At 68.4% G+C, this 26,419-nt stretch carries 20 protein-coding genes and 8 tRNA genes; 19 read left to right on the top strand and 9 right to left on the bottom strand.

The features are described from left to right. Nucleotides 1-155: 155 nt before the first annotated feature. Both AC1PME_RS16135 and AC1PME_RS16130 read left to right on the top strand, forming a co-directional pair. A complete protein-coding gene (locus AC1PME_RS16135) occupies nucleotides 156-1,400 on the top strand; it encodes a zinc-dependent metalloprotease (protein WP_307551987.1) in 1,245 nt (414 codons plus the stop codon). A 141-nt stretch (nucleotides 1,401-1,541) separates the two neighbouring features. Then, on the top strand, nucleotides 1,542-2,045 hold the full coding sequence (locus AC1PME_RS16130; protein WP_481098131.1) for a hypothetical protein: 504 nt from the start codon (nucleotides 1,542-1,544) through the stop codon (nucleotides 2,043-2,045). Nucleotides 2,046-2,364: 319 nt separating this feature from the next. Here AC1PME_RS16130 and lpxH read toward each other — a convergent pair whose 3' ends face one another. The 8 genes from lpxH to AC1PME_RS16090 form a co-directional block, all read right to left on the bottom strand. After that, entirely contained in the window at nucleotides 2,365-3,102 is a 738-nt protein-coding gene (gene lpxH / locus AC1PME_RS16125) for a UDP-2,3-diacylglucosamine diphosphatase (protein WP_481096422.1), read from the bottom strand. Between the two features lie 284 nt (nucleotides 3,103-3,386). Further along, a complete protein-coding gene (locus AC1PME_RS16120; RefSeq protein ID WP_254458913.1) occupies nucleotides 3,387-3,911 on the bottom strand; it encodes a phosphatase PAP2 family protein in 525 nt (174 codons plus the stop codon). Next, on the bottom strand, nucleotides 3,895-5,028 hold the full coding sequence (locus AC1PME_RS16115; RefSeq protein WP_481096421.1) for a glycosyltransferase family 4 protein: 1,134 nt from the start codon (nucleotides 5,026-5,028) through the stop codon (nucleotides 3,895-3,897). The genes AC1PME_RS16120 and AC1PME_RS16115 overlap by 17 nt, the downstream gene beginning before the upstream one ends. Nucleotides 5,029-5,240: 212 nt before the next feature. Continuing rightward, nucleotides 5,241-6,767 (bottom strand): exopolyphosphatase, encoded by a 1,527-nt coding sequence (gene ppx, locus AC1PME_RS16110; RefSeq protein WP_481096420.1) that lies wholly within the window; start codon nucleotides 6,765-6,767, stop codon nucleotides 5,241-5,243. Between the two features lie 54 nt (nucleotides 6,768-6,821). Further along, nucleotides 6,822-8,921 carry a polyphosphate kinase 1 gene (gene ppk1 / locus AC1PME_RS16105; RefSeq protein WP_254458910.1) on the bottom strand — a complete coding sequence of 700 codons (2,100 nt, stop codon included), beginning with the start codon at nucleotides 8,919-8,921 and terminating at the stop codon, nucleotides 6,822-6,824. 11 nt (nucleotides 8,922-8,932) lie between these two features. Beyond that, nucleotides 8,933-10,258, bottom strand: a complete 1,326-nt coding sequence (gene phoR, locus AC1PME_RS16100) for a phosphate regulon sensor histidine kinase PhoR (protein WP_307551979.1) — start codon at nucleotides 10,256-10,258, stop codon at nucleotides 8,933-8,935. 64 nt (nucleotides 10,259-10,322) lie between these two features. Next, nucleotides 10,323-11,012, bottom strand: a complete 690-nt coding sequence (gene phoB, locus AC1PME_RS16095; RefSeq protein ID WP_254458908.1) for a phosphate regulon transcriptional regulator PhoB — start codon at nucleotides 11,010-11,012, stop codon at nucleotides 10,323-10,325. Nucleotides 11,013-11,095: 83 nt separating this feature from the next. After that, the gene (locus AC1PME_RS16090; protein WP_481096419.1) at nucleotides 11,096-12,739 is read right to left on the bottom strand and encodes a M48 family metalloprotease; all 1,644 of its coding nucleotides are present in this window, start codon (nucleotides 12,737-12,739) and stop codon (nucleotides 11,096-11,098) included. Nucleotides 12,740-12,888: 149 nt separating this feature from the next. Here AC1PME_RS16090 and grxC point away from each other — a divergent pair, with 149 nt between their 5' ends. The 3 genes from grxC (at nucleotide 12,889) to AC1PME_RS16075 (ending at nucleotide 14,917) form a co-directional block, all read left to right on the top strand. Beyond that, nucleotides 12,889-13,200 (top strand): glutaredoxin 3, encoded by a 312-nt coding sequence (gene grxC / locus AC1PME_RS16085; protein ID WP_254458906.1) that lies wholly within the window; start codon nucleotides 12,889-12,891, stop codon nucleotides 13,198-13,200. Continuing rightward, the gene (locus AC1PME_RS16080; protein WP_307551976.1) at nucleotides 13,197-13,610 is read left to right on the top strand and encodes a carboxymuconolactone decarboxylase family protein; all 414 of its coding nucleotides are present in this window, start codon (nucleotides 13,197-13,199) and stop codon (nucleotides 13,608-13,610) included. Before grxC ends, AC1PME_RS16080 begins: the two co-directional genes overlap by 4 nt. 299 nt (nucleotides 13,611-13,909) lie before the next feature. Continuing rightward, nucleotides 13,910-14,917 (top strand): isocitrate dehydrogenase, encoded by a 1,008-nt coding sequence (locus AC1PME_RS16075; RefSeq protein ID WP_254458904.1) that lies wholly within the window; start codon nucleotides 13,910-13,912, stop codon nucleotides 14,915-14,917. Nucleotides 14,918-15,073: 156 nt separating this feature from the next. On the opposite strand, the gene AC1PME_RS16070 is transcribed toward AC1PME_RS16075, so the two are convergent. Next, a complete protein-coding gene (locus AC1PME_RS16070) occupies nucleotides 15,074-15,874 on the bottom strand; it encodes a Bax inhibitor-1/YccA family protein (protein ID WP_254458903.1) in 801 nt (266 codons plus the stop codon). Nucleotides 15,875-16,027: 153 nt separating this feature from the next. Here AC1PME_RS16070 and AC1PME_RS16065 point away from each other — a divergent pair. The 14 genes from AC1PME_RS16065 to AC1PME_RS16000 all read left to right on the top strand — a co-directional run bounded on the left by AC1PME_RS16065 (nucleotide 16,028) and on the right by AC1PME_RS16000 (nucleotide 26,045). Further along, nucleotides 16,028-16,104, top strand: a tRNA-Pro gene (locus AC1PME_RS16065). A gap of 44 nt (nucleotides 16,105-16,148) precedes the next feature. Beyond that, a tRNA-Arg gene (locus tag AC1PME_RS16060) sits at nucleotides 16,149-16,225 on the top strand. Nucleotides 16,226-16,261: 36 nt separating this feature from the next. Then, nucleotides 16,262-16,338 (top strand) — tRNA-His (locus tag AC1PME_RS16055). A 76-nt stretch (nucleotides 16,339-16,414) separates the two neighbouring features. Then, a tRNA-Lys gene (locus AC1PME_RS16050) sits at nucleotides 16,415-16,490 on the top strand. Nucleotides 16,491-16,579: 89 nt separating this feature from the next. Then, nucleotides 16,580-16,664: transfer RNA gene (locus AC1PME_RS16045), tRNA-Leu, on the top strand. 190 nt (nucleotides 16,665-16,854) lie between these two features. Then, nucleotides 16,855-18,150 carry a trigger factor gene (tig, locus tag AC1PME_RS16040; RefSeq protein ID WP_481096418.1) on the top strand — a complete coding sequence of 432 codons (1,296 nt, stop codon included), beginning with the start codon at nucleotides 16,855-16,857 and terminating at the stop codon, nucleotides 18,148-18,150. 141 nt (nucleotides 18,151-18,291) lie between these two features. After that, nucleotides 18,292-18,918 (top strand): ATP-dependent Clp endopeptidase proteolytic subunit ClpP, encoded by a 627-nt coding sequence (gene clpP / locus AC1PME_RS16035; RefSeq protein WP_017907831.1) that lies wholly within the window; start codon nucleotides 18,292-18,294, stop codon nucleotides 18,916-18,918. A 128-nt stretch (nucleotides 18,919-19,046) separates the two neighbouring features. Beyond that, a complete protein-coding gene (gene clpX, locus AC1PME_RS16030) occupies nucleotides 19,047-20,333 on the top strand; it encodes an ATP-dependent Clp protease ATP-binding subunit ClpX (protein ID WP_254458901.1) in 1,287 nt (428 codons plus the stop codon). A 178-nt stretch (nucleotides 20,334-20,511) separates the two neighbouring features. Then, nucleotides 20,512-22,980 (top strand): endopeptidase La, encoded by a 2,469-nt coding sequence (gene lon, locus AC1PME_RS16025; RefSeq protein WP_481096417.1) that lies wholly within the window; start codon nucleotides 20,512-20,514, stop codon nucleotides 22,978-22,980. Between the two features lie 231 nt (nucleotides 22,981-23,211). After that, on the top strand, nucleotides 23,212-23,484 hold the full coding sequence (locus tag AC1PME_RS16020; protein WP_010341124.1) for an HU family DNA-binding protein: 273 nt from the start codon (nucleotides 23,212-23,214) through the stop codon (nucleotides 23,482-23,484). Between the two features lie 11 nt (nucleotides 23,485-23,495). Continuing rightward, nucleotides 23,496-23,570 (top strand) — tRNA-Val (locus AC1PME_RS16015). A gap of 27 nt (nucleotides 23,571-23,597) precedes the next feature. Further along, nucleotides 23,598-23,674: transfer RNA gene (locus tag AC1PME_RS16010), tRNA-Asp, on the top strand. Between the two features lie 117 nt (nucleotides 23,675-23,791). After that, nucleotides 23,792-23,868, top strand: a tRNA-Asp gene (locus AC1PME_RS16005). Nucleotides 23,869-24,056: 188 nt separating this feature from the next. After that, nucleotides 24,057-26,045, top strand: coding sequence for a peptidylprolyl isomerase (locus AC1PME_RS16000; RefSeq protein ID WP_254458899.1), 1,989 nt, complete (start codon nucleotides 24,057-24,059; stop codon nucleotides 26,043-26,045). The last annotated feature ends 374 nt before the right edge of the window (nucleotides 26,046-26,419 follow it).

Raw genomic sequence — 26,419 nt, 5'->3', positions numbered from 1 at the left:
TCTGTGATGTCTATCTCCGACCGGCGCCGCGACTGCATTTGTTGCTTGCGCTGAACGGTGGCTGAGCGGCTAATCGAACTCCCCCGCGCGGCCTCCCCCGTCTGCGGCCGCGCGCGGGGCGACGTTCGTCCCTACTCACCACCCTGGAGTCCGACATGAAGTCGATGTGCAGCCTGACCGCGATGCTTGCCCTGTGTGTCGCCGGTTCCGCCTCCGCCGCCGCAAAGCCCCTGTTCCAGAGCAGCCAGTACGTTTCCAAGTCCATTGCCGGCGAGCCGGCGCTGAACCGCCTGCTGGCCAATCCCGCCACCGGCGCGGTGCAGCGGGTCGGCGTGGATGCCGCCGCCGTCACCGCCGGGCAGGCCCAGTTGGAACTGGACCTGCTGGGCAAGCGCGTCACCGCCACGCAACTGAAGACCGAGCAGCTGGAAGGCGGCAACAGCATCTGGTACGGCAATCTCGGCAATGCCGCGGTGGCCCGGACCCGTGCGCGCTCCGGCCTGGATCCGTTGAACTCGGCGATCCTGGTGCGCAGCGGCGACACCATCACCGGCAGCATCCGCAGCAACGGCACGCTGTTCCACCTGCGTCCGATCGCCGGCGGCGGCCATGTGCTGGTGGAGGTCGACGAACGGCGCATGCCGGCCGAGCATCCGGCCGACTACGCGCTGCTGCCGACCGTGCAGATGCCGCAGTCGGTGATCGACGAACGCGTCACCGCCGCCGGCGCCTCGTCCGGCTCGCCCGCGACCATCCGCGTGCTGGTGGTGGCGACCAACAAGGCGGTGACCAGCTACGGCGGCAACATGCAGTCGCTGGTGCAACTGGCGGTGGCCGAGTCCAACCAGGGCTACAGCAACAGCAACGTCGGCATCACCATGCAGCTGGCCGGCTACGAGACCACCAACTACACCGAATCCGGCGACTTCAACACCGACCTGACCCGCTTCCGCGGCACCAGCGACGGCTACATGGACAGCATCCATACCTCGCGCAACAGCACCGCGGCCGACGTCGGCGTGCTGATCATCGATAATTCCGCCTACTGCGGCCTTGCGTCGGGCATCGGCTCCACCGCCGCCACCGCGTTCGCGGCGGTGTACTGGGATTGCGCCACCGGCTACTACAGCTTCGCCCACGAGATCGGCCACCTGCAGAGCGCGCGCCACGACGTGGCCACCGACTCCAGCACCTCGCCGTACGCCTACGGCCACGGCTATCGCTATGGCAACAGCTGGCGCACGATCATGGCCTACAACTGCAGCAGCAGTTGCCCGCGGCTGAACTACTGGTCCAACCCGAACGTGTCCTACAACGGCGTGCCGATGGGCAACGCCAGCACCGCCGACAACCAGCGCGTGCTGGTCAACACCAAGGCGACGGTGGCCGGCTTCCGTTGAGCCGGCACGCGGGTGGCGCAGGCCGCATGCCTGCGCCGCCCGAGGCGACGAGGGCTGCAGCGGGCGCGGCGGCGTCCGCTTCGGCTATGCTGGGAAGCGGCGCCGGCGCGGCCGGTGCCGACCGACTTCCTGGGATCGACGATGTTCAAGCGCATGCGACTGCCGGCCGCGCTGCTGCTGGCGATGCTGAGCGCGGGCTGCGGCCCCGCCCCCGAGCGGCAGACGGACGCACCGTCGCCGACCGCCAAGACCGACGCGCCGCGGGCGACCCCGCCGGCCGCACCGGCCGACACCTTCGACGCACAGCGTGCGATGGACGTGTTGCAGGCGCGCCTGGCCGCCGACCATGCCTACCCCGACCTGCCGTGCCTGGGCTACGCCGTCGAGGACGCGAGCGAGGATCAGGCTGCGACCGATGCGGGGGCGATCGCCTCTGCGACCTCCGTGTCCGCGCCGGCGGCGATCGAGATCGCGGTGCGCGAGAAACACGGCGACGGCTGCCCGGGCGATCCGCAGACCGAGCCGGTCCGCGATCGTTTCCGCGTCGAGCGCTCGGGTGCGATCCGCTGGTACGACGTGGTCGATGGCGACTTCGTCGATTACGCGCAATGGCGGCAGCAGCATGCCGGCGGTGGCCTGCCCTGAGCTGAGAGGTGGGCCTTCGCGCTGTGGCGGACGCATGCTTGCCGCGGTGCGCGGCGAGGAAATACAAGAAGACGCAGATGCCCGCACGTGGGCGAGTGCGACGTCGCGCGCGGATTGTCCGGCCGATTGCGGCGTCCGCTGAGGGAGGCAGAGACGAGCTGGTGCGTCTCAATGCTGCGATCAGCTGCCCTGCGGAATCCCGGGCCGAAGCGTAGTTCGGTGCCGTCTTGCAGTCGCGCCGCTGCTGGCAGGGGAATGCCGTGCAGCGGCGCGCCGAGTGCGCGTTGCCAGGCTGCGCGCGGCGGCGCGGACGCGTACGCTAGAACTGTTGCAGCCGGCAGCCCTGCGCGTCCACGCGCAGCACCGAGCCCTGTTCGTACCAGTCGCCAAGCACGATGCGGGTGCAGGCGCGGCCCTCCACGTCCAGCGCATGCACCGCCGGCCGATGGGTGTGGCCATGGATCATCCGCGCCACGCCGTAGCGGGAGAAGGTGGCGGCGACTTCGGCCGGCGCCACGTCGGTGACGGTCTCGAACTGCGCGCGATCGCCCTGCTTCAGATCGGCCTGGCGCGCCTGGCTGGCGGCGCGCGCCTGCTGCGCGTAGGCGATGCGTGCGGCCAGCGGCTGCGCCAGGAACTGCTGCTGGAAGGCCGGGTCGCGGGTCTGCGCACGGAACGCCTGGTAGGCGGTGTCGTCGGTGCACAGCAGGTCGCCGTGCAGCAGCAGGGTCGGTTCGCCGTACAGGTCGATCACGCAGGGATCGGGCAGCAGGCGCAGGCCGGCGCGCCGCGCGTAGTCGGCGCCGAGCAGGAAGTCGCGATTGCCGTGCATGAAGAACGCCGGCACCCCGGCCTCGTGCAGCGCGTGCAACTCCAGCGCCACCGCATCGGCCGCCTCGGACGGCGTGTCGTCGCCGATCCAGGCCTCGAACAGGTCGCCGAGGATGTACAGCGCCTCGGCCTGGCGCGCCTCGCCACGCAGGAAGTCGAGAAACAGCGCGGTGATCGCCGGCCGTGCCGGATCCAGGTGCAGGTCGGAGATGAACAGCGTGGTCATCCGGACATTGTAAGGCCGGGAGTGGGGAATCGGGCTTGGGGAATGGCGAGTGTTCGCGAGCGCAGGCGTTGCTCCGCTTTCGAAGGGCCGGGATTGGGATTCGGGAACGGGAATTAGGGATTCGGAGGGTGCGCTAACGTAGGCGTTGTTGCGCTTTCGTAGGAGCGGCTTCAGCCGCGACCTCGTCCGGAGCCAGGATTGAGGAGAGGGCATGGAGCCGGACGGCGCCGGCTGTTTCCATTCCCTATTCCCTATTCCCTATTCCCGGTTCCCCATTCCCAGCCTCATACCAACCACAGCGACACGCCGGCCAACACCGCGCCGATGCCGGTGGCGGCGAGCACGTCGCTGGGGTAGTGCAGGCCCAGCACCACCCGCGACAGCGCCACGCAGGCGATGAACGGCACCAGCAGCGGCGCCAGCCACGGGTAATAGGCGAGGGCGACGATGCCGAAGGACACCGCGTGCAGGGTGTGGCCGGAGGGGAAGCTGAACTCGTCCAGCGGTGCCACCCAGGCGCGGATGCGCATGTCGGCGGCGTAGGGCCGCGGACGCCGGGTCCAGCGCTTCAGGCCCTTGTACAGGCTCAGCGCGACCACGCCGGTGGCGGCCATGTGCGCCGAGGCGAACACGCCGTCCATGCCGTCGCACAGCACCAGCAGGGTCATCAGCGCGTACCAGAACACGCCGTCGCCGAGTCGGCTGATCGCCGAGAAGAAGCGCCGCACCGAACGCCGCCGACACCAGTGGTTGGCGCGCCGGCACCAGCGGGTCTCGTGCCCGCGCAGGATCTCAAGCCGCGTCGACATGCGTCCTCCGGGTTTCCGCCAGTTCGGTGAGCAGCGCATCGAAGTCGGCCACCACCCGCTCCGGGCGCAGTTGCTGCATCGACGCGCAGGCGGCCTCGCCCAGGCGCCGGCGCAGCGCGTCGTCGCTGCCCAGGCGCAGGGCGGCGGCGATGAAGGCCGCATCGTCGGCGACCGCCGCGCCGTTGAGGCCGTCGCGCAGGTATTCGCGCGCCGCGCCGTAGTCGAAGGCGACCGTGGCCACGCCGCTGGCCATCGCCTCCAGGGTCACGTTGCCGAAGGTCTCGCTGCGGCTGGGGAACAGGAACAGGTCGCCGCTGGCGAAGTGCCGCGCCAGCGCGTCGCCGCGCTGTACGCCGCAGAAAATGAAGTCCGGATTCTCCTGCGCCAGGCGCTCGCGCAGCGGGCCATCGCCGACCCAGACGAAGCGCGCCCGCGGGCGCAGCTGCTGCAGCTGGCGGAACGCGCGCACCGCCAGCGGCAGGTTCTTCTCCGAGGCGATGCGGCCCACGTACAGCACCGCGCAGTCGTCGTCCTGCAGGCCCCACTGCTGGCGCAACTGCGCATCGCGGCGCTGCAGCTCGAACTGCTTGCTGTCCACCGCGCGCGCCAGCAGGCGCACGCGCTCGAAGCCCTGGGTGGCGAGGAAGTCGTGCAGCTCGCGGGTCGGCACCAGGGTCGCCTGGGCCTGGTTGTGGAAGCGCCGCATCCAGCGCAGCGCGGTCGACTGCAGCCAGGCCGCGCCGTACTGCGGCAGGTATTCGTCGAAGCGGGTATGGAAGCCGGTGGCGATCGGAATGCCCAGGCGCCGCGCGCTGCGCAGCGCCGACCAGCCCAGCGGGCCCTCGGTGGCGATGTACACGGCATCCGGCGGCGCCGCCTGCCACAGCCGGGTCAGGCGCCGCGGCGCGGGCAGGCCGAACTTCAGTCCGGGGTAGCGCGGCAGCGCCGCACCGCGCACCAGCCGCAGATCGGCCGGGTCGGCATCGTCGGCCTGGCGCGGACGCACCACGTCGACGGTATGGCCGCGCGCGCGCAGCCCCAGTTCCAGCCCCTGCACGGTCAGCGCGACGCCGTTGACCTCAGGGGGATACGTCTCGGTGACGATCGCGTAGCGCATGTCGGGGCTCCGGTTTGGCAAAGCCTCGCGCACCGCGGTGAAGCGAACATGTCCAGCGCATGTAGGAACGATGACGCCCCGCCAGGCATTCATCCGCGCTTGAACCACCGGGCGACCAGGCGCAGCGCGCGCAGGCGAGCGAAGCCTTCCCCGTACCGCTTCAGCTCAAGCGAACCACCCAATCCCCATTCCCGATTCCCCAATCCCGGCTTTCAAGCCACAAACGGCCGGAAATTGATCCCCAGTCCCGCCATGCCCTCGACCTCGCCGATCAGGTCGGCACGCTGCAGCGGCCGCGACTCGATCCACGGCTGCGACAGGATCAGGTGCAGGTTGGGGCCGTCGGCCTTCAGCTCCAGCGCCGGGATCGGGTCGGCCTCGTGCGCGCGGTGCAGCAGCACCGCCAGGCGCAGCAGCGCGGCCTTGCGTTTGGCGCCGAGCAGCAGGCGGTCGGGCAGCGCATCGAACGCGGCCTTGGGCACGTTGCGGCGGTGCGTGCGCACCAGCGTGGCCAGCACCTGCTGTTCCTGCCGCGAGAAGCCGGCGATGTCCGAATGCTCCAGCACGTAGGCGCCGTGCACGTGGTACTGGCTGTGCGCGATGGCCTGGCCGAGTTCGTGCAGGCGCGCGGCCCAGCTCAGCATGCGGCCGTCGTCGGCATCCAGCGCCCAGTCGCCGGCGACCTGTTCGAACAGCGCCATCGCGGTCTGCTCCACGCGCGCGGCCTGCGCCTCGTCGATGCCGTAGCGCCGGGTCAGTGCGGCGATCGCGCTTTCGCGCGGATCGTTCTGGCCGGCGCGGCCGAGCATGTCGTAGAGGATGCCTTCGCGCATGGCCGCCTTGCTCACCATCAGCCGTTGCAGGCCCAGCGCCTGAAACGCCGCCTCCAGCACCAGCACGCCGCCGGCGATGATCGGCCGGCGGTCGGCGGACAGGCCGGGCAGGTCGATGTCCTCGATGCGCTTGGCCAGCAGCAGGCGCTCGCGCAGTTGCGGCAGCGCCTCGGCGGTGATCGCGCCCTTGGTCAGCTTCATCGCCGCGCAGATCTCGCCGATCGCCTTGTGCGTGCCGGACGAGCCCAGCGCCTCGTGCCAGCCCAGCGCGCGATACTGCCCGGCGAACTGCTGGAACTCGGCGCCGATCTCGGTCAGCGCGTCCTTCCACTTCTTCTTGGACAGCTTGCCGCCGGGAAAGAAGCGCCGCGTGCTGGCGATGCAGCCGGCCTGCAGGCTCTCGCGCTCCAGGGTCTGGAAGCCGCTGCCGATGATGAACTCGGTGGAGCCGCCGCCGATGTCGATCACCAGGCGGCGTTCGTCCGGCTTGGGCGGCTGCGCGTGGGCCACGCCCAGGTAGATCAGGCGCGCTTCCTCGCGGCCGCTGACCACTTCGATCGGATGGCCGAGCGCGGTCTCGCCGGGAATCAGGAAGGTCTGCGGCGAGCGCAGCTGGCGCACGGTGTTGGTGGCCAGCGCGCGCACCCGCAGCGAGGGCAGGTCGCGGATGCGCTGGCCGAAGCGCGCCAGGCATTCCAGCGCGCGCTGCCGCGCCTCGGCGGACAGCCCGCCCTTGTTGTCCAGGCCGTCGGCCATGCGCACGGTCTCGCGCAGGCGGTCCACCACCCGCAGCTGCCCGAGCTGGTAGCGGGCGATGACCATGTGGAAACTGTTGGAACCCAGGTCGACGGCGGCCAGCAGGTCGCCGTCGCACAGCGGCGGATGAGTGGGGGAGGTGACAGGCATGGCGGAATGGTAGCCGATGCGTGGCGCACGCCGTGGAGACGGCGCGCGCCGCGCTCAGAGCCCCTCGAGCAGGGCCATCTGCGCCGAATGCGGCGGCTGGTCCTGGCCCGGAGCGAGCTTGTGGTAGTTGCCGGTCGCGTCCAGTTCCCAGGCGTTGAGATTGTCGGCCAGGTAGTTCTGCAGCACCTCGCGGTGGATGCGCTTGACAAGGTCCGGATCGAGGATCGGGAAGCCGGTCTCCACGCGCCGCAGCAGGTTGCGCTCCAGCCAGTCGGCGCTGGCGCAGAACAGTTCCGGCGCGCCGTCGTTGCCGAACCAGTAGACGCGGCTGTGCTCGAGGAAACGGCCGACGATCGAACGCACCCGGATGTTGTCGGACACGCCCGGCACGCCGGGGCGCAGGGTGCAGGCACCGCGCACGATCAGGTCGATCTTCACGCCCGCCTGCGAGGCCGCGTACAGCGCGCGGATCACCTGCGGCTCGTTGAGCGCGTTCATCTTGGCGATGATGCGACCCGGGCGGCCGGCATGCGCCAGCTTGGTCTCGCGTTCGATCCGGTGCAGCACGCCCGGGTGCAGGGTGAAGGGCGATTGCAGCAGGCGCTTGAGACGGATCTTCGGCGCCAGGCCGGACAGCTGCTGGAACAGCAGGTGCACGTCGTTGCCGATGTCCACGTCGGCGGTGATCAGGCTCAGGTCGGTGTAGGCGCGCGCGGTGCCGCTGTGGTAGTTGCCGGTGCCCAGGTGCACGTAGCGGCGCAGCTTGCGGCCCTCGCGGCGCACGATCAGCAGCATCTTGGCGTGGGTCTTGTAGCCGACCACGCCGTACACCACCTGCACGCCGGCTTCCTGCAGGCGGTCGGCCAGGCCCAGGTTGGCCTCTTCGTCGAAGCGCGCGCGCAGTTCCACCACCACGGTGACGTCCTTGCCGTTGCGCGCGGCCAGCACCAGCGCATCGACGATCGCCGAGTCCTTGCCGGTGCGGTACAGGGTCTGCTTGATCGCCAGCACGTTGGGGTCGATCGCGGCCTGCTTGATCAGGTCCAGCACCGCGGTGAACGCGTCGAACGGGTGGTGCAGCAGCACGTCGCCGGCGGCGGCGATCTCGAAGATGCCTTCGCTGTCGCGCAGGGTGCGCGGGTTCATCGGCGGATACTTCAGGTCCGGGCGCTGCACCAGGTCGTAGACCTGGTTCACCCGGCTCAGGTTGACCGGGCCGTTGATCCGGTAGACCGCGTTTTCGGGCAGTTCGAAGTTCTGCAGCAGGGTGCGCACGATCGACTTCGGGCAGTCCTCGGCGATCTCCAGCCGCACCGCCGGCCGGTAGCCGCGGTTGACCAGTTCGTCGCGCAGCGCCAGCGCCAGGTTCTCCACTTCCTCCTCGTCCACCACCAGTTCGGAGTTGCGGGTGACGCGGAACTGGTAGGAGCCCATCACCTCCATGCCCGGGAACAGCTCGTCGACGAAGGTGGACAGCACCGAGGACAGGAACACGAAGCTCTGCCCGCCGTCGGCCAGGCTTTCCGGTAGCTGGATGATGCGCGGCAACGAGCGCGGCGCGCGCACGATCGCCAGGTGGCCGACGCGGCCGAACGCGTCCACGCCCTTGAGCACCACCACGATGTTCAGCGACTTGTTGAGGATCTTCGGGAACGGATGCGCCGGATCCAGGCCCAGCGGCGACAGCACCGGCATGATCTCGTTGCGGAAGTAGGCGCGCAGCCAGCGCTTCTGCCGCGCGTTCCAGGAATGCCGGCCGAGCACGCCGATGCCGGCGTCCTTCAGCGCCGGGCGCAGCACCTCGTTCCAGCAGCGGTACTGCTGGTCGACCAGTTGCGCGGCGCGGTCGTGGATGGAGGTGAGGATAGCGCTGGGGCTCATCCCGTCCGGCGCCGGCGGCAGCCCGAATTCCTGCGCGTGGCGCACGGTGGCGGCGCGGATCTCGAAGAACTCGTCCAGGTTGGTGCAGGAGATGCACAGGAAGCGCAGCCGCTCCAGCAACGGCACCTGCGGGTCCTGCGCCTGCGCCAGGACCCGGAAATTGAAGTCCAGTTGCGACAGTTCGCGGTTGATGTACAGCGCCGGATCGCGCAGCGGATCGCTGGGAATGTCTGGTGGCGGCGTGGGCGGCAGGGCGGGGACGCGGCGGGGCATGGCGGTACTCGTTAGACGGGGGTCAGGGTGGCATGGTCGTGCCGCGGATGCACGCGCCCGGCGCCGAAATGGCAGGAGAAGGTGCTGCCCTTGCCGACTTCGCTCTCGATCTCCAGTCGCGCCTGGTGCAGGCCGAGCACGTGCTTGACGATCGACAGGCCCAGGCCGGTCCCGCCGCTCTCGCGCGAGCGGCTGCTGGAGACGCGGTAGAAGCGCTCGGTGATCCGCGGCAGGTGGTGCGCGGGAATGCCGTAGCCGCTGTCGCGCACCGACAGCACCGCGCCGTCGCCCTCGCGGGCGAAGCTGATGCGGATGGTGCCGCCGGCCGCGGTGTAGCGCACCGCGTTGGTGACCAGGTTGGAGAAGGCGCTGTGCAGTTCCTTGTTCGATCCGACCAGGTCGCAATCGGCGTCGTCGTGGACCTCGATGCGGTGCCGGCCCTGGCTGTGCGCCTCGGCCTCGCGGCGCAGCGTGGCCAGCATCGGCGCCATCGCGATCGACTCCTCGTTGGCGTGCTCCTGCGATTCCAGCCGCGATAGGGTCAGCAGGTCCTCGACCAGTTGGGTCATGCGCTGCGACTGCTTGCGCATCTCGGCGATCATCGGCCCCGAGTCCGGGAAATCCTCCGGATCGAGCATGTCCAGGTAGCCGTGGACCACGGTCAGCGGCGTGCGCAGTTCGTGCGAGACGTTGGCGACGAAGTCGCGGCGCACCTGCTCCAGTTGCAGCAGCTTGCTGACGTCGCGCGCGACCAGCAGCCAGTGGTCCTCGGAGTAGGGAATCAGGCGCAGGTTCAGGCGCAGGCGGTCGTCGACCGGCGAGGGCATGTCCAGCATCGGCTCGGCGTTGCGCCCGCCGCTGAGCCAGTGCGCCAGCGGCATCGGCTGCAGCCGCTCGACCACTGGCGCGCCGAGATCGCCAGGATGGCGCAGGCCGAGCAGGGTGCCGGCGGCCTCGTTGAACCACTGGATGCGCTGGCTGTTGCGGTCCACCACCACCACCGCGTCCGGCAGCGCCGCGGCGGCGGCGCGGTAGGCGCGCAGCATGTCCAGCAGGCGCCGCTTGCGCACGCGCATTTCTGCCTGGCTGCGGTACAGCAACCGGTCCAGTTCGTTCCACACTCCGGTGCCGGCCGGCGGCTCCCAGCGCTGGCGCGCGGTCAGTCGCCGCAGCACCCGCCGCAGGCGCCAGTAATGCCAGCCCATCACCCCCAGCGACATCAGGGTCAGCGCCATCCACACGTGGCCGCCGATCCAGCCGATCAACAAGGCCAGCAACAGCAGGCCGGCGAGCGTGCCGAGGGTCTTCAACCAGGCGGAGCGGATGTGGCGGGGCATCGGGAACGCACTCTGTCGCAAAGGATCGTGATCCGTCCGCCGTTATAGCAGGCCAAGCCGGCGGTCAGATGGACGCAGAGAAGCGATAGCCGGAACCGCGGACGGTCTGCACCATGTTTTCCACCGCGAACGGCTCCAGCGTCTTGCGTAGGCGGCGGATGTGCACGTCGATGGTGCGCTCTTCCACGTAGACGCTGCCGCCCCAGACGTGGTCGAGCAGCTGCGCGCGGCTGTACACGCGCTCGGGATGGGTCATGAAGAAGTGCAGCAGGCGGTACTCGGTCGGGCCGATCGGCACCGGCGCCTCGCCGGCGAACACCCGGTGCGCGGCGCCGTCGATGCGCAGGCTGCCGACCGAGACGCTGCCGTCCTCGTCGTCGTCGCGGGTGCGGCGCATCACCGCGCGGATCCGCGCCAGCAGCTCGCGCGCGGAGAACGGCTTGACCACGTAGTCGTCGACGCCGGCCTCCAGGCCGCCGACGCGGTCGTTCTCCTCGCCGCGGGCGGTGAGCATGATGATCGGCACTTCGCGGGTCATGGCATCCTTGCGCCAGCGCCGGGCCAGTTCCAGGCCGCTGGTGCCGGGCAGCATCCAGTCCAGCAGGATCAGGTCCGGGACCCGGTCGGCGATCGAAGTCTGCGCTTCGCGGGCATCGCCGGCATGCACCGGCTCGAAGTCGCCCTTGCGCAGGGCGAAGGCGACCATGTCGCGGATGGCCGGCTCGTCGTCGACGATCAGGATGCGTTTCTGCACAACGGCACCGTGGAACTGGGGAGGAAGGTCGCCAGTAGACTACGGTTTTATTACGTTTAAGTGACGCCTGCCATGGGCGCGTTTCAGCGCCGTTGCATGTCCGGGTCCTGCACGCCCTGGCGGCGCAGTTCCAGCACCGTCGGCGTGATCGCGGCGATGCGCGCGTCGATGCGCGCGCGCGCCACGTAGTCCAGGTCGCTGCGCTTTTTCAGGTTGTTGAGCTGGATCAGGGCCTGCTCCGGGTGTCCGTTCAGGTAGGCCGCCTCGGCATAGGCCTCGCCGGCGCGGGTGTCGTCGCCGGCCAGTTCGCAGGCGCGGGCGAAGGTGCGCTGGAACACCGGATCCTCCGCCGCCGCCCCGAGCAGCGGCCGCAGCACCGCCTGGGCGCGCTGGCCGGCCTGGCGGCCGCCCTGTTCGTTGAGGGCGCCGGCATAGCTCAGCGCCACCGCGCGGTTGCTGGGCATGCGCTTGACCAGCGCCTCGAAGCGCTGGTCGGCGGCCTGGTTGTGGCCGGCCTTGGCCTCGGCCTCGGCCACCGCCACGGTCAGCCACCAGTTGTCCGGGTGCGCCTGCAGCAGCCCCTCCAGCGTCTGCGCGACGTCCTGCGCGCTGCCGCCGGCGCGCAGCCGGGCCAGCGCCAGGCCGTAGCGCTGGGCATCGCTCAGGCCCTGCTTGCTGCCCTGGCGCAGGCCTTCGTACTCGCGGATCGCATCGGCCGGGGTGTTGGCGCTGAACACGCGCAGCCGCTCGCGGGCCCACTCGAACTGGCCGCTGGGGCCGCGCGCGTAGTTGGCGAACGGCAACTGCAGGCCGCCCGGCAGCAGCGGGTTGCTGGGCGCGCCCAGCGGCTGGCTCAGCGACACGTCGTTGGGATCGACCCGCTCCTGCAAGCTGCCGCCGGGCACGCTGGTGGTCAGGGTCAGGGTGTTCTTCTTCATCTGCTCGGCGCGCTCGCGCGCCTCGCTGATGCGGGTGGTGGTGACCGGGTGGGTCATCAGGAAGTCCGGGGTGCTGTAGCCGCCCTGGTTGCCGCGCATCGCCAGCGACATGCGCTCGAAGAACCCGGCCATCGCATCCACGTCGTAGCCGCTGCGCGCCAGGGTGCGGATGCCCAGGCGGTCGGCTTCCGACTCGTTGGAGCGGGTGTAGTCGATCTGCCGCTGCTGCATCAGCCCCAGGCCGCTGGCGATCGCTGCCTGGGTGGCGTCGCCGCTGGAGCGCCCGCCGGCCTGTTGCGCCGCGACCACCGCGGCGAGCATGCCGAGCAGGATCGGGATCTGGTCGCGCTGCGCCCGCTCCACCCCGCGCAGCACGTGCTGCTGGGTGACGTGGGCGATCTCGTGCGACAGCACCGCGGCCACCTCGTCCTCGCGCTCGGCGGTCAGCACCAGGCCGGCGTTGACCGCGACGTAGCCGCCGAGGGTGGCGAAGGCGTTGATCTGGCGGTCGCGCAGCATGAAGAAGGTGAACTTCTGCTGCGGCTGGTCGCTGTTGGCGCCGAGCCGGGTGCCCATGGTCTGCAGCCAGTCGTCGATCAGCGGGTCCTCGAGCACGTAGCCGTAGCTGCGCAGCTCGGCCAGCATCATCTTGCCGTACTCGGCCTGGCGTGCCGGGGTCAGCAGCTCGCCGGCCGAAGAGCCGATGTCCGGTAGCTTGTTCTCCTGGGCCGGCGCCACGGCGCAGGCGGTGGCCAGGGTGATCGCGAAGGCGAGCGGCGGCAGGCGCAAGACGGGCTCCAGGAGGGCAGGCGGACGCCGGGGGGCGTCCGGGACGACGGTGAATCCGGAATGGTTCGCAGTGTTGCGGCAGCGGCCTCGAAAATCCACCCGGCCGCTACCATAGTCACTTGGACCCTCGACATCGCCCGGAGTTTCCCGTGGACAACCCAACTGCCGACACCGGCCACGCCGGCGGCGCGCCGATCACCCTCTATTCCACCGCGATCTGCCCGTATTGCGTGGCGGCCAAGAACTTCCTCAAGAGCAAGGGCCGTACCTGGAACGAGGTGCGGATCGACCTGGACCCGGCCGAGCGCGAGAAGATGGTCGCGCTGGCGCGGCGCACCAGCGTGCCGCAGATCTTCGTCGGCGACGTCCATGTGGGCGGCTACGACGACATGATGGCGCTGCACCGCGCCGGCAAGCTGGAGCCGCTGCTCGACGGCCGCGCCCCGGAGGCGCAGGCATGAGCGGCGCCGCGACGGGCGAGGGCGGCGCCTCCGGCCAGGACCGGGTGCGCGAGTTCACCGAGTTCCGCCAGCGCATGAACCAGCGCATCCTGGCCGAGCCGAACCAGGTGGTGCGGCGCTTCTTCGCGCTCGACACCCAGACCTATCAGGCCGGCGCGCTGGACGTGAAGACCAAGGAGCTGCTCGGCCTGGTCGCCTCGCTGGTGCTGCGCTGCGACGACTGCATCAGCTACCACGTGGCCCAGTGCAAGGAGGCCGGGGTCGGCCGCGAGGAGTTCTTCGAGACCTTCTCGGTCGGCCTGGTGGTCGGCGGCTCGATCGTGATCCCGCACCTGCGCCGTGCCGTGGACTTCCTCGACACGCTGGAGGCCGGCGAGGCCGCCGCCCCGGCGCAGCACGCGCACGACTGACGGACACATCTGGCCACTCCGGGAGGCGTCCTGTGGGAGCGGCGTCAGCCGCGACGGGGCGTTCCCGGTCAAGCCTGTCGCAGCTGAGGCCGCCCCTGCAGGGCAAGCTGGATCCGGCTTGCGTGTCGCCGAAGCGGGCGGTTCCAGGTGCCCTCCACCCGCCGCGGCCTGCCGCCGGCGGCGGCCCGGTTTTGGGCGCCTTCACCGGCTTCGGGCATAATTACCGCTGAAACCTCCTTGCGCCTGCAGCCCCGGTTCCCGGGTGGCGCTCCCCCCTCTTGTACGGAAACCGCAACCCTATGACGCAGACAATCACGGTCATCCGTGGCGATGGCATCGGCCCGGAGATCATGGACGCCACGCTGTTCGTGCTCGACGCGCTGAACGCCGGCCTCACCTACGAATACGCCGACGCGGGCCTGGTGGCGCTGGAGAAGCACGGCGACCTGCTGCCGGCCGCCACGCTGGAGTCGATCCGCAAGAACAAGGTGGCGCTGAAGAGCCCGCTGACCACGCCGGTGGGCGAGGGCTTCAGCTCGATCAACGTGGCCATGCGCCGCCAGTTCGACCTGTACGCCAACGTGCGTCCGGCCAAGTCGTTCCCGAACACCAAGTCGCGCTTCGGCGCCGGCGTGGACCTGATCACCGTGCGCGAGAACACCGAAGGCGCCTACCTGAGCGAAGGCCAGGAAGTGTCCGCCGACGGCGAGACCGCGGTGTCGATGGCCAAGGTGACCCGCAAGGGCTCCGAGCGCATCGTCCGCTACGCCTTCGACCTGGCCCGCGCGACCGGCCGCAAGAAGGTCACCGCGGTGCACAAGGCCAACATCATCAAGTCCACCTCGGGCCTGTTCCTGAAGGTGGCGCGCGAGGTGGCGGCGCATTACCCGGAAATCGAATTCCAGGAAATGATCGTCGACAACGCCTGCATGCAGCTGGTGATGCGTCCGGAGCAGTTCGACGTCATCGTCACCACCAACCTGTTCGGCGACATCCTGTCGGACCTGTGCGCCGGCCTGGTCGGCGGCCTGGGCCTGGCTCCGGGCGCCAATATCGGCGTGGACGCGGCGATCTTCGAAGCCGTGCACGGCTCGGCCCCGGACATCGCCGGCCAGGGCAAGGCCAATCCGTGCGCGCTGCTGCTGGGCGCGGCGCAGCTGCTGGACCATATCGGCCAGCCGCAGAACGCCGAGCGCCTGCGCAACGCCATCGTCGCCACCCTGGAAGCCAAGGACGGGCTGACCCCGGACCTGGGTGGCAGCGGCAACACCATGGGCTTCGCCAAGGCCATCGCCGGCCGCCTCTGAGCCCGCCGGAAGATCGCACAAAAAGAAAGGGCGCCCTAGGCGCCCTTTCTTTTGCTGGGAAATCGGAACGTTGCCCGAAGCCACTCCCGCTCATCGATCGTGGGGCGCCGCTGTTGCGATTCCCCAATCCCCAATCCCCGATTCCCGACTCCCGGCTCAGTTCCGCGACTGCAGCTTCGACAGCAGCCGCAAGAACTCCACATACAGCCACACCAGGGTCACCATCAGGCCGAACGCGCCGTACCACTCCATGTACTTGGGCGCGCCCTGTTCGACGCCGCTCTCGATGAAGTCGAAGTCCAGCACCAGGTTCAGCGCCGCTACCACCACCACGAACAGGCTGAACACGATGCCGACCGTGCCGGAGGCGTGGATGTAGGGGATCTGGATGTTGAACAGGCCCAGCACCATGGTTGCCAGGTACACCAGGGCGATGCCGCCGGTGGCCGCGAACACGCCCAGCTTGAAGTTCTCGGTGGCCTTGACCAGGCCGCTGCGGTAAGCGAACAGCATCGCGAACAGGGTGCCGAAGGTCAGCAGCACCGCCTGCAGCACGATGCCGTTGAAACGTTGCTCGTAGACCGCAGAGATCGACCCCAGGAAGAAGCCTTCCACCAGCGCGTACAGCGGGGCGGTGATCGGCGACCATTCCTTCTTGAAGATCGTGATCAGGGCCAGGATGAGGCCGCCGATGGCGCCGCCCAACGCGTAGCCGGCCACGCCCGGGGCAATCGTCGCGTTGCCCGCGGCGTCGACCGAGAGCGACTGGCTCCAGGCGAACACCGCGGTGAGCACGGTCAGCATCAGCAGGATGCCGGTCTTGTTGGCGGTACCGTTCAGTGTCATCGCGCCGCTGTCGCGCGCGGCGACCGCGCTGCTCCCGGGCGAGACCACGGTGCCGCTGCGCAGGTCGAGGAAGGTGGATTCCTTCAGGGCGGGATTGCCGCTGCGAAGCATGCTGTTTTCTCCTTCAAAATGGCGCTCGGCCGATGCCGATGGCAAGGCGTGAGCATAACGCAGGCGATGTTGCGGACATGCGACGTTGACAGCGGGCCGCAAGCTTCCCACAATAGCCGACCTTTCCGGCCTCGGCCGCGAGGGATGTTCCGCCGGGGTATAGCGCAGTCTGGTAGCGCGCCTGCTTTGGGAGCAGGATGTCGGGGGTTCGAATCCCTCTACCCCGACCAATCCGATGTCCAACGGCGGAAAGGAATGCGACAATCCAGCCAGGGCGCCCGTAGCTCAACTGGATAGAGCACCGGCCTTCTAAGCCGGCGGTTACAGGTTCGATTCCTGTCGGGCGCGCCAACACCGGCGCCAGGCGGGAGATGCAAGGTTTCAATGGTGGCTGTAGCTCAGTTGGTTAGAGTACTGGATTGTGATTCCAGATGTCGGGGGTTCGAGTCCCCTCAGCCACCCCATTGATCGCGTGACCCGATGCTTCGCGGGGTGTTGCAACGAAGCAAAAAAGCACATAGAATGTGCGACTCAGTTTCAGGGCCGTTAGCTCAGTTGGTAGAGCAGTTGACTCTTAATCAATAGGTCCAAGGTTCGAATCCTTGACGGCCCACCAAAACGAAAGGCACCTGCTCCGGCAGGTGCCTTTTTCTTTGCCGGCCGGCCTGCAACAATGTGCCGGCGGGCGCCTTCCGGCGCCGCAGCGCGAAAGTGGCGGAATTGGTAGACGCCCTGGTTTTAGGTACCAGTGCCGCAAGGCGTAGGGGTTCGAGTCCCCTCTTTCGCACCATCCAGCCCCCTGCGGCCCCTGGCGCCGACGGTGGGTTCGGCGTCGCCACGGCGGCCTCCCGACCCTGCGCTGGCAGGCGCCGCGGGAATAGGCGAAACTATCCGGCTGCGGCGGCTGTCCCGTGCCCGCGCCAACCCGTACTTTTCTACATCGTGCCGAGAGCCGTGGGCTCCCGGTGGCAGGAGTCCACATGCAAGCTTCGATCGAAACCACCGGTACCCTGGAACGGCGTCTGACCTTCACCCTGCCGGAGGATCGCCTGGAAAACCACGTCGGCGGCCGCCTGCGCGAAGTCGCGCGCACCGCGCGGATCAAGGGCTTCCGTCCGGGCAAGATTCCGGCCAAGGTGATCGAGCAGCGCTTCGGGCCGCAGATCCGCGCCGAGGCGCTGGACGGCCTGCTGCGCGAGACCTTCGACTCGGCCGTGCGCGAGCACGAACTGCGCCTGGCCGGCAACCCGCGCATCGACCGCGCCGGCGACAACGAACTGCAGTTCGTGGCCACCTTCGAAGTGGTGCCGGACTTCGGCGACATCGACGTGTCCACGCTGCAGGTGATCCGCCACACCGCCGAGGTCACCGACGCCGACATCGAGCAGATGATCGAGAACCTGCGCCTGCAGCGCCGCACCTGGCAGCCTGCCGCGCGTTCGGCGCAGGAAGGCGACCTGGTGACCCTGGAGACCTGGTCGCAGGTCGGCGACGAGCGTCTGCCGGCCGAGGGCGTGGAGAAGGGCAGCAGCGTGATCGGCTCGGGCGTCATGTTCCCGGCGATCGAGCAGGGCCTGGTCGGCCTGTCCAAGGGCGAGGAGAAGACGCTGACGGTCGACTTCCCGGCCGACTGGCGCGTGCCGCAGTTCGCCGGCAAGCAGGTCCAGGTCCACGTGAAGGCGGTCGACGTGGCCGCGCCGGTGCTGCCGGAGGTGGACAAGGAGTTCATCAAGAGCTTCGGCGTGAAGAGCGGCGACGCCGAGCAGTTCCGCAAGGACATCCGCATCAACCTGGAGCGCGAGCTGAAGGGCGCGCTGATGAATCGCCTGCGCCGCGAGGTCGGCGAGCAGCTGATCGCCGCCTACGCGGCGGTGGAAATGCCGCCGCGCCTGGTCGAGAACGAGGCGCGTGCCATGCTGGCGCAGCAGGTCGAGCAACTGCGCCGGTCCGGCCGCGACCCGGGCCAGGTGCCGGACGACGCCCACCAGGGCTTCCTGGACGCCGCGCGCAAGCGCGTGCTGGTCGGCCTGCTGGTCGGTGAGGTCGCCCGCCGCAACGAGCTGCGCCTGGACCCGAAGCGGGTCTCGGAGACGCTGCGCCTGATCGCCTCGACCTACGAAGAGCCGGAGCAGGTCATTGAGATGTACCGCAACGATCCCCAATTGATGGGAGGACTGCAGAGCCGTGTGATGGAAGAGCAGGTGATCGACTGGATCGCCGAGCGCGCCCAGCACACCGAACAGGCGATGTCGTTCCAGGACGCGATCCGTCAATAAAACGACGCGTCGCCGCCCCGCGCATCCCGGCATGCGCGCGGCGGATCCGGTTCCACCTCCCCGCGGCGGCGGGGCGCAAGACGATGCCAAGCCCTGTACATCCCCGTACAGGCACGACCCCGAGCAGCAGGAGATCACCGCGTGGACAATGTGACCAAGGCCTTGAATCTGGTTCCGATGGTGGTCGAGCAGACCAGCCGCGGCGAGCGCGCCTACGACATCTATTCGCGCCTGTTGAAGGAGCGCCTGATCTTCCTGGTGGGCCCGATCGACGACCACATGGCCAATGTGATCGTGGCCCAGCTGCTGTTCCTGGAAGCGGACAATCCGGAAAAGGACATCAGCATCTACATCAATTCGCCGGGCGGCGTGGTCACCGCTGGCATGGCGATCTACGACACCATGCAGTACATCAAGCCGGACGTGAGCACCATCTGCGTCGGCCAGGCCGCCTCGATGGGCGCGCTGCTGCTGGCGTCGGGCGCGGCCGGCAAGCGCTATGCGCTGCCGAACTCGCGGGTGATGATCCACCAGCCGCTGGGCGGCTTCCAGGGCCAGGCCACCGATATCGACATCCACGCCCGCGAGATCCTGACCCTGCGTGCGCGGCTGAACGAGATCCTGGCCAAGCACACCGGCCAGTCGCTGGAAACCATCGCCCGCGACACCGAGCGCGACAACTTCAAGAGCGCCGTCGACGCGCAGGCCTACGGCCTGGTCGACCAGGTGCTGGAGCGTCGCCCGGACGAGTCCATCCAGCCGGCATAAGGCTTGCATGTACTGCAAAACGCAGCGTATTCCGCAGGGCCGGGGTCGGGCTAGCGTCCTCCCGGCCCTGTGCTATTCTCGAAATCGAACCCCCGTTCATCGGGTGGGGTAACTGGGTAAGCGAAGCAATGAGCGAAGACCGGCAAGGCCGTTCCGGCGACAGCAACAAGATCCTGTACTGCTCGTTCTGCGGCAAGAGTCAACACGAGGTCCGTAAGCTGATCGCCGGGCCCAGCGTGTTCATCTGCGACGAATGCGTCGAGTTGTGCAACGACATCATCCGCGAGGAGCTTGAGGAGAAGGCGCAGTCGGCACGCAGCAGCCTGCCCAAGCCGCGCGAGATCCTGGAAGTGCTCGACCAGTACGTGATCGGCCAGCAGCGCGCCAAGCGCACGCTCGCCGTGGCCGTGTACAACCACTACAAGCGCATCGAGAGCCGGCAGAAGAACGACGAGGTCGAACTGGCCAAGTCCAACATCCTGCTGGTCGGTCCGACCGGTTCGGGCAAGACGCTGCTGGCCGAGACGCTGGCGCGCCTGCTCAACGTGCCGTTCACCATCGCTGACGCGACCACGCTGACCGAAGCCGGCTACGTCGGCGAGGACGTGGAAAACATCATCCAGAAGCTGCTGCAGAAGTGCGACTACGACGTCGACAAGGCGCAGCAGGGCATCGTCTATATCGACGAGATCGACAAGATCTCGCGCAAGAGCGAGAACCCGTCGATCACCCGCGACGTGTCCGGCGAAGGCGTGCAGCAGGCGCTGCTGAAGCTGATCGAAGGTACGGTCGCCTCGGTGCCGCCGCAGGGCGGACGCAAGCATCCGCAGCAGGAATTCCTGCAGGTGGACACCAAGAACATCCTGTTCATCTGCGGCGGCGCGTTCGCCGGCCTGGACAAGGTGATCCAGCAGCGCTCCAACGATGCCGGCGGCATCGGCTTCGGCGCCAAGGTCAAGAGCGCCGAGCGCAAGCGCGAGGTGGGCAAGATCCTGGCCGAGGTGGAGCCGGAAGACCTGATCAAGTTCGGCCTGATCCCCGAGTTCGTCGGCCGCCTGCCGGTGGTCGCCACGCTCGAGGAGCTGGACGAGCCGGCGCTGATCAAGATCCTCACCGAGCCCAAGAACGCCATCACCAAGCAGTTCAAGAAGCTGTTCGAGATGGAAGGCGTGGAGCTGGAGTTCCGCCAGGACGCGCTGCTGGCCATCGCCAAGAAGGCGCTCAAGCGCAAGACCGGCGCGCGTGGCCTGCGCACCATCGTCGAGTCGGTGCTGCTGGACACGATGTACGAGCTGCCGTCGCAGGAGAACGTCAGCAAGGTGGTGGTGGACGAGTCGGTGATCGAGCACAAGTCCGAGCCGTACCTGATCTACCAGACCCCACCGGCGCCGCCCAAGGTCGCCTCCGCGGAGTGACCCCAGGCCGGCGGTGCGCGGCGCCCCCGTCGCGCGCCCCGTGCCTGCCGGTAAGTCGCTGAAACATAAAGGGGTTCTGCGCTCCCCTTGCATCGTCCAGCCGATGGCCCCATAACGGGGCCATCGGCGTTTTTATGGCCGCCCGCACTGCGTTCCCGCCTCCCAAATCGGAATCCTCATGGCCCAGTCCCAATCCGAAGTCCTCGACCTGCCGGTCCTGCCGTTGCGCGACGTCGTGGTCTTCCCGCACATGGTCATCCCGCTGTTCGTCGGTCGCGACAAATCCATGCGCGCGCTCGAGCACGCGATGGAGGCCGACAAGCGCATCCTCCTGGTCGCGCAGAAATCCGCCGAGACCGACGACCCGGCGGCGGCCGACCTCTACACCGTCGGCACGCTGGCGCAGGTGCTGCAACTGCTGAAACTGCCCGACGGCACCATCAAGGTGCTGGTCGAGGGCCTGTCGCGGGTCAGCGTCGACAAGGTCGCCGAGCGCGACGGCGCGCTGCAGGGCGAGGGCCGCGAGATCGACGCCGCCGAATCGCGCGAGGAGCGCGAGGTGGAGGCGATCGCGCGCTCGCTGATGTCGCTGTTCGAGCAGTACGTCAAGACCAACCGCAAGCTGCCGCCGGAACTGCTGCAGACCCTGTCCGGCATCGATGAGCCCGGCCGCCTGGCCGACACCATCGCCGCGCACATCGGCGTGCGCCTGGCCGACAAACAGCGCCTGCTAGAAACCCTGGAAGTGGGCGAGCGCCTGGAGACGCTGGTCGGCTTGGTCGACGGCGAGATCGACGTGCAGCAGTTGGAGAAGCGCATCCGCGGCCGGGTCAAGTCGCAGATGGAGAAGAGCCAGCGCGAGTACTACCTCAACGAGCAGATGAAGGCGATCCAGAAGGAGCTGGGCGACCTCGACGACGCGCCGGGCGAGCTGGAGGAACTGGCGCGCAAGATCGCCGAGGCCGGCATGCCCAAGCCGGTGGAGACCAAGGCCAAGGCCGAACTCAACAAGCTCAAGCAGATGTCGCCGATGTCGGCCGAGGCGGCGGTGGTGCGCAACTACCTCGATTGGCTGCTGGGCGTGCCGTGGAAGAAGCGTAGCAAGGTGCGCAAGGACCTGAAGGTCGCGCAGGAAACCCTGGACGCCGACCACTACGGCCTGGAGAAGGTCAAGGACCGCATCCTCGAGTACCTGGCGGTGCAGTCGCGGGTGAAGCAGATGAAGGGGCCGATCCTGTGCCTGGTCGGGCCGCCGGGCGTGGGCAAGACCTCGCTGGGCCAGTCGATCGCCAAGGCCACCAACCGCAAGTTCGTGCGCATGTCGCTGGGCGGCGTGCGCGACGAGGCGGAGATCCGCGGCCATCGCCGGACCTACGTCGGTTCGATGCCCGGGCGCATCGTGCAGAACCTCAACAAGGTCGGCAGCAAGAACCCGCTGTTCGTGCTCGACGAGATCGACAAGATGTCGATGGACTTCCGTGGCGATCCGTCCTCGGCCTTGCTGGAAGTGCTCGACCCCGAGCAGAACAACGCCTTCAACGACCACTACCTGGAAGTGGACCTGGACTTGTCCGAAGTGATGTTCGTGGCGACCTCCAATTCGCTGAACATTCCCGGCCCGCTGCTGGACCGCATGGAAGTGATCCGCATCCCCGGCTACACCGAGGACGAGAAGCTCAACATCGCCACCCGCTACCTGCTGCCCAAGCAGCTCAAGGCCAATGGCCTGAAGCAGGACGAGCTGGAAATCACCGCCGATGCGATCCGCGACATCGTGCGCTACTACACGCGCGAATCCGGCGTGCGCAACCTCGAGCGCGAAGTCGCCAAGATCTGCCGCAAGGTGGTCAAGGAAATCGCGCTGGCCGGTCCGCAGCCGCCGGCGCCGGCGAAGAAGGCCGCGGCGAAGAAGGGCGCCGCGCGCAAGGACAAGGCGCGGGTCAGCGTCGGCTCGAAGAACCTGGACAAGTACCTGGGCGTGCGCCGCTACGACTTCGGTCGTGCCGAGGAGCAGAACGAGATCGGCCTGGTGACCGGCCTGGCCTGGACCGAGGTCGGCGGCGATCTGCTGCAGATCGAATCGACCCTGGTCCCGGGCAAGGGCGCGGTGATCCTGACCGGCCAGCTCGGCGACGTGATGAAGGAGTCCGCGTCGGCGGCGCTGTCGGTGGTGCGTTCGCGCGCCGAGCGGCTCGGCATCGAGGCGGACTTCCTGCAGAAGCACGACGTGCATTTGCACGTGCCCGATGGCGCCACGCCGAAGGACGGCCCCAGCGCCGGCATCGCGATGGTGACCTCGCTGGTGTCGATGCTGACCAAGGTGCCGGTGAAGGCGGACGTGGCGATGACCGGCGAAATCACCCTGCGCGGCCGCGTCTCGGCGATCGGCGGGCTCAAGGAGAAGCTGCTGGCCGCGCTGCGCGGCGGCATCCGCACCGTGCTGATCCCCGAGGAGAACCGCAAGGACCTGGCCGACATCCCGGACAACGTGACCCGCGACCTGAAGATCGTGCCGGTGAAGTGGATCGACGAAGTGCTGGATCTGGCACTGGAGCGTCCGCTCGCGCCCAAGCCCGCCGCCGACGCCGAACAGGCACCGTCGCGGCGCAAGCAGAAAGCATCCTCGAACGCGCGCGTCAAGCACTGACGCGCGCTGAACCGCACCCGCGCAAACGGCTCAAACCCGCGCCGTTGTTGGCTTTTCGGCTTGCGCGGGTATGGGCCCGCTGGTATAAATGCAGCGCTTGCGAGCACCGCGAACGGGCGTGCTTGGTAGAGTGCAAAACATATCCATCGGGGTCTCGCTCAAGCGAGGCAGGCCACGCCGACACCCGATCCTCAATCCGCGGTCTTCTGCCGCACATGGAGTCATCAAGAAATGAATAAAGCCGAACTGAACGACGCGATCGCCGCTGCCGCCGATATCTCCAAGGCCGAAGCCGGTCGTGCCATCGACGCCTTCGTGTCGGAAGTGACCAAGGCCCTGAAGAAGGGCGACAGCGTCACGCTCGTGGGCTTCGGCACCTTCCAGGTGCGCGACCGTGCCGAGCGCACCGGCCGCAACCCGAAGACCGGCGACTCCATCAAGATCGCCGCGTCGAAGAATCCGACGTTCAAGGCTGGTAAAGCGCTGAAGGATGCCGTAAACTAATCGACTCGCTAGGGTGCTTAGCTCAGCGGTAGAGCGTCTCCTTTACACGGAGAGGGTCGGGGGTTCGAAACCCTCAGCACCCACCAGAGCACCGAGCGACAGGTTTCAAAAGCGGAGTGGTAGTTCAGTCGGTTAGAATGCTGGCCTGTCACGCCGGAGGTCGCGGGTTCGAGTCCCGTCCACTCCGCCAGTTGTACCGAAGCCCCCGAGCGATCGGGGGTTTCGTTTCTCGCAGTCGCCGCCGCGCTATCGCGTCGGAATGGCGGCTCCGGGAAAGCGGGCCTCGCGCCCGCCTCCGTTCAAACGCGGAGTGGTAGTTCAGTCGGTTAGAATGCTGGCCTGTCACGCCGGAGGTCGCGGGTTCGAGTCCCGTCCACTCCGCCATTTGCACGCGAAACCCCCGAGTGATCGGGGGTTTCTTTTTTTCCGCTTTCCCCCCGTTTTCGCCCCTGTTCTTGCCGCCGATGCGCCGCCGCGGCGCATGCGCGGCGCGGGCCGCGGGGCCGCCGGTTCTGCCGCAGGCCGTGAAGCGGGTTAAACTGCGCGGCTCGCCAATAGGCCGTCGGTTCCCAATGCTGCAGAAACTTCGCGAAAAGACCTCGGGCTGGATCGCCACCGCGATCATCGGCTTGTTGATGATTCCGTTCCTGTTCGTCATCGACAACAGCTACCTCGGTGGCGTCGGTGCCAACAATGTCGCCAAGGTGCAGGCGCCGCCGTCGTGGTGGTCCTCGGCGCCGTCGTGGTGGCCGGTGTCGCTGCTGTGGCAGCACCACGAAGTGAGCACGGAACAGTTCCGTACCCGCTTCGAGCAGGCGCGCATCCAGGCGCGCGAGCAGCAGGGCGAGGATTTCGATCCGCGCGCCTTCGAAAGCATCGACAACAAGCGCAAGGTGCTCGATCAGCTGATCGACGAGCAGGTGGTGAAGCTGTCGGCCGAACGCGCCGGCGTGGTCATCGGCGATGCCGCGGTGCGCGATTACATCAGCACCATTCCGGCCTTCCAGAACGACGGCAAGTTCGATCCGGAGCGTTACCGCCTGGCCCTGGCCTCGGGCACGCCGCCGCGCACGCCGACCATGTTCCAGCAGCTGGTGCGCGATGCGCTGCAGCAGTCGGTGATTCCGACCGGCCTGGCCGAATCGGCGTTCGCCACCAAGCAGGAAACCGACCGCCTGCTGAAGATGCTCGGCGAGACCCGCGACGTGGAGATGGTGCTGTTGCCGGAAGTGCCGGCCGACACCGCGCCGGTCAGCGACGCGCAGGTGCAGCAGTGGTACGACACGCACAAGTCCGACTTCAAGCAGCCGGAAACGGTGACGATCGAGTACGTCGACCTCAACGCAGCCAACCTGCCGCCGGCCAAGCCGGCTGACGAGGCCACGCTGCGCAAGCGCTACGACGACGAGAAGGCGCGCTTCGTCGAGCCCGACCAACGGTTGGCCTCGCACATCCTGATCAGCGCCGGCAAGGACGCCGCTTCGCAGAAGGCGGCCGAGGCCAAGGCGGCCAAGCTGGCGGCCGAAGCCAAGCAGCCCGGCGCCGATTTCGCCGCGCTGGCTCGCGCCAACTCCGACGATCCCGGCTCCAAGAACGCCGGCGGCGATCTGGGCTGGGTGGAGAAGGGCGTGATGGTGAAGCCGTTCGAGGACGCGCTGTTCGCGATGAAGCCCGGCGAGATCGTCGGGCCGGTGAAGAGCGAATTCGGTTACCACGTGATCCAGCTGCGCCAGGTCAAGGGTGGCGAGGGCAAGTCGTTCGAGCAGGTCCGCGATCAGCTCGCCAGCGAGCAACTGAAGGCTGACAACGAGAAGGCCTTCAGCGAACTGAGCGGCAAGCTGGTGGACCTGGTCTACAAGAACCCGACCGCGCTGGCCTCGGCGGCGAAGGAAGTGGGGCTGCCGGTGCAGACGCTGGGGCCGTTCTCGCGCGCCACCGCCAGCGGCATCGCCGCGCAGCCGGCGGTGCTGCGCGCCGCCTTCTCCGACACCCTGGTGCAGGACGGCACGGTCAGCGACCCGATCAACCTGGGGCCGAACCACAGCGTGCTGATCCGCGTGACCCAGCACCAGCCGGAGCAGATCCAGCCGCTGGCCAAGGTGCACGAGCAAGTGGTGGCCGCGGTGCACGCCGACCGTACCGCCAAGGCCGCTGCGGCCAAGGCCGACGCGCTGCTGGCGCGCCTGCGCAAGGGCGAGACCCTGCAGGCCCTGGCCGCGCAGGAGAAGCTGCAGATCAACCCGATGCCGGGGTTGCCGCGCAACGTGCCGATGCCGAGCGCGCAGGCCAGCCAGGCGATCTTCAGCGCGCCGCAGCCGGTCGACGGCAAGCCGTCGGTGGGCAAGGTCGAGCTGCCTGCGGCGCCGGGCACGGTCGGCAAGCGCTATGCGCTGTTCGCGGTCACCAAGGTGACGCCGGGCGACCTGAGCAAGGTGCCGGCCGAGCAGCGGACCATGTTCGAGCAGCAGCTGGCGCGGATCTATGGCGACGCCGATGCCAAGGCCTACGTCGATGCGATGCGCAAGCTTTACAAGATCAGCGTGCAGGAATCGCAGCTGTAACGGCGGCGTGCCCGCGCAGCGTCATGCAACAGGCCCGGCATTGCCGGGCCTGTTGCGTTTCCGGAACTGCGTGTCGTTGCGGGCGTGATGCCGGCGGCGACGGCACGCCTGCGCGTGAGGTGCCACGTCCGGAGCAGGGGGGGGGGGGGCGTGCTGGCCCGTAGGAAGCAGCGCCGTGTGCCGGCGCGGGCAGCCGGCGTGTGCGTGCTCATGCAGCGTGCGCCCATACGCCCGCGGTCGCGCGTCGCTGCAGACGTGGTGCCTGTAGCGGCGGCGTGCGCGTGGTGCATGGAGCAGGACAAGAGCGTGCTGGCCGGCGGAGGGCAGCGCCGGCGATGGGCACGGGCAGCCGGCATGTGTGCGCTCGCGCAGCG

The sequence above is a fragment of the Xanthomonas sp. NCPPB 901 genome (assembly GCF_056725085.1).
Note: the sequence above shows the minus strand (reverse complement) of the source record. Positions and strands in the feature narration are given on the sequence as shown.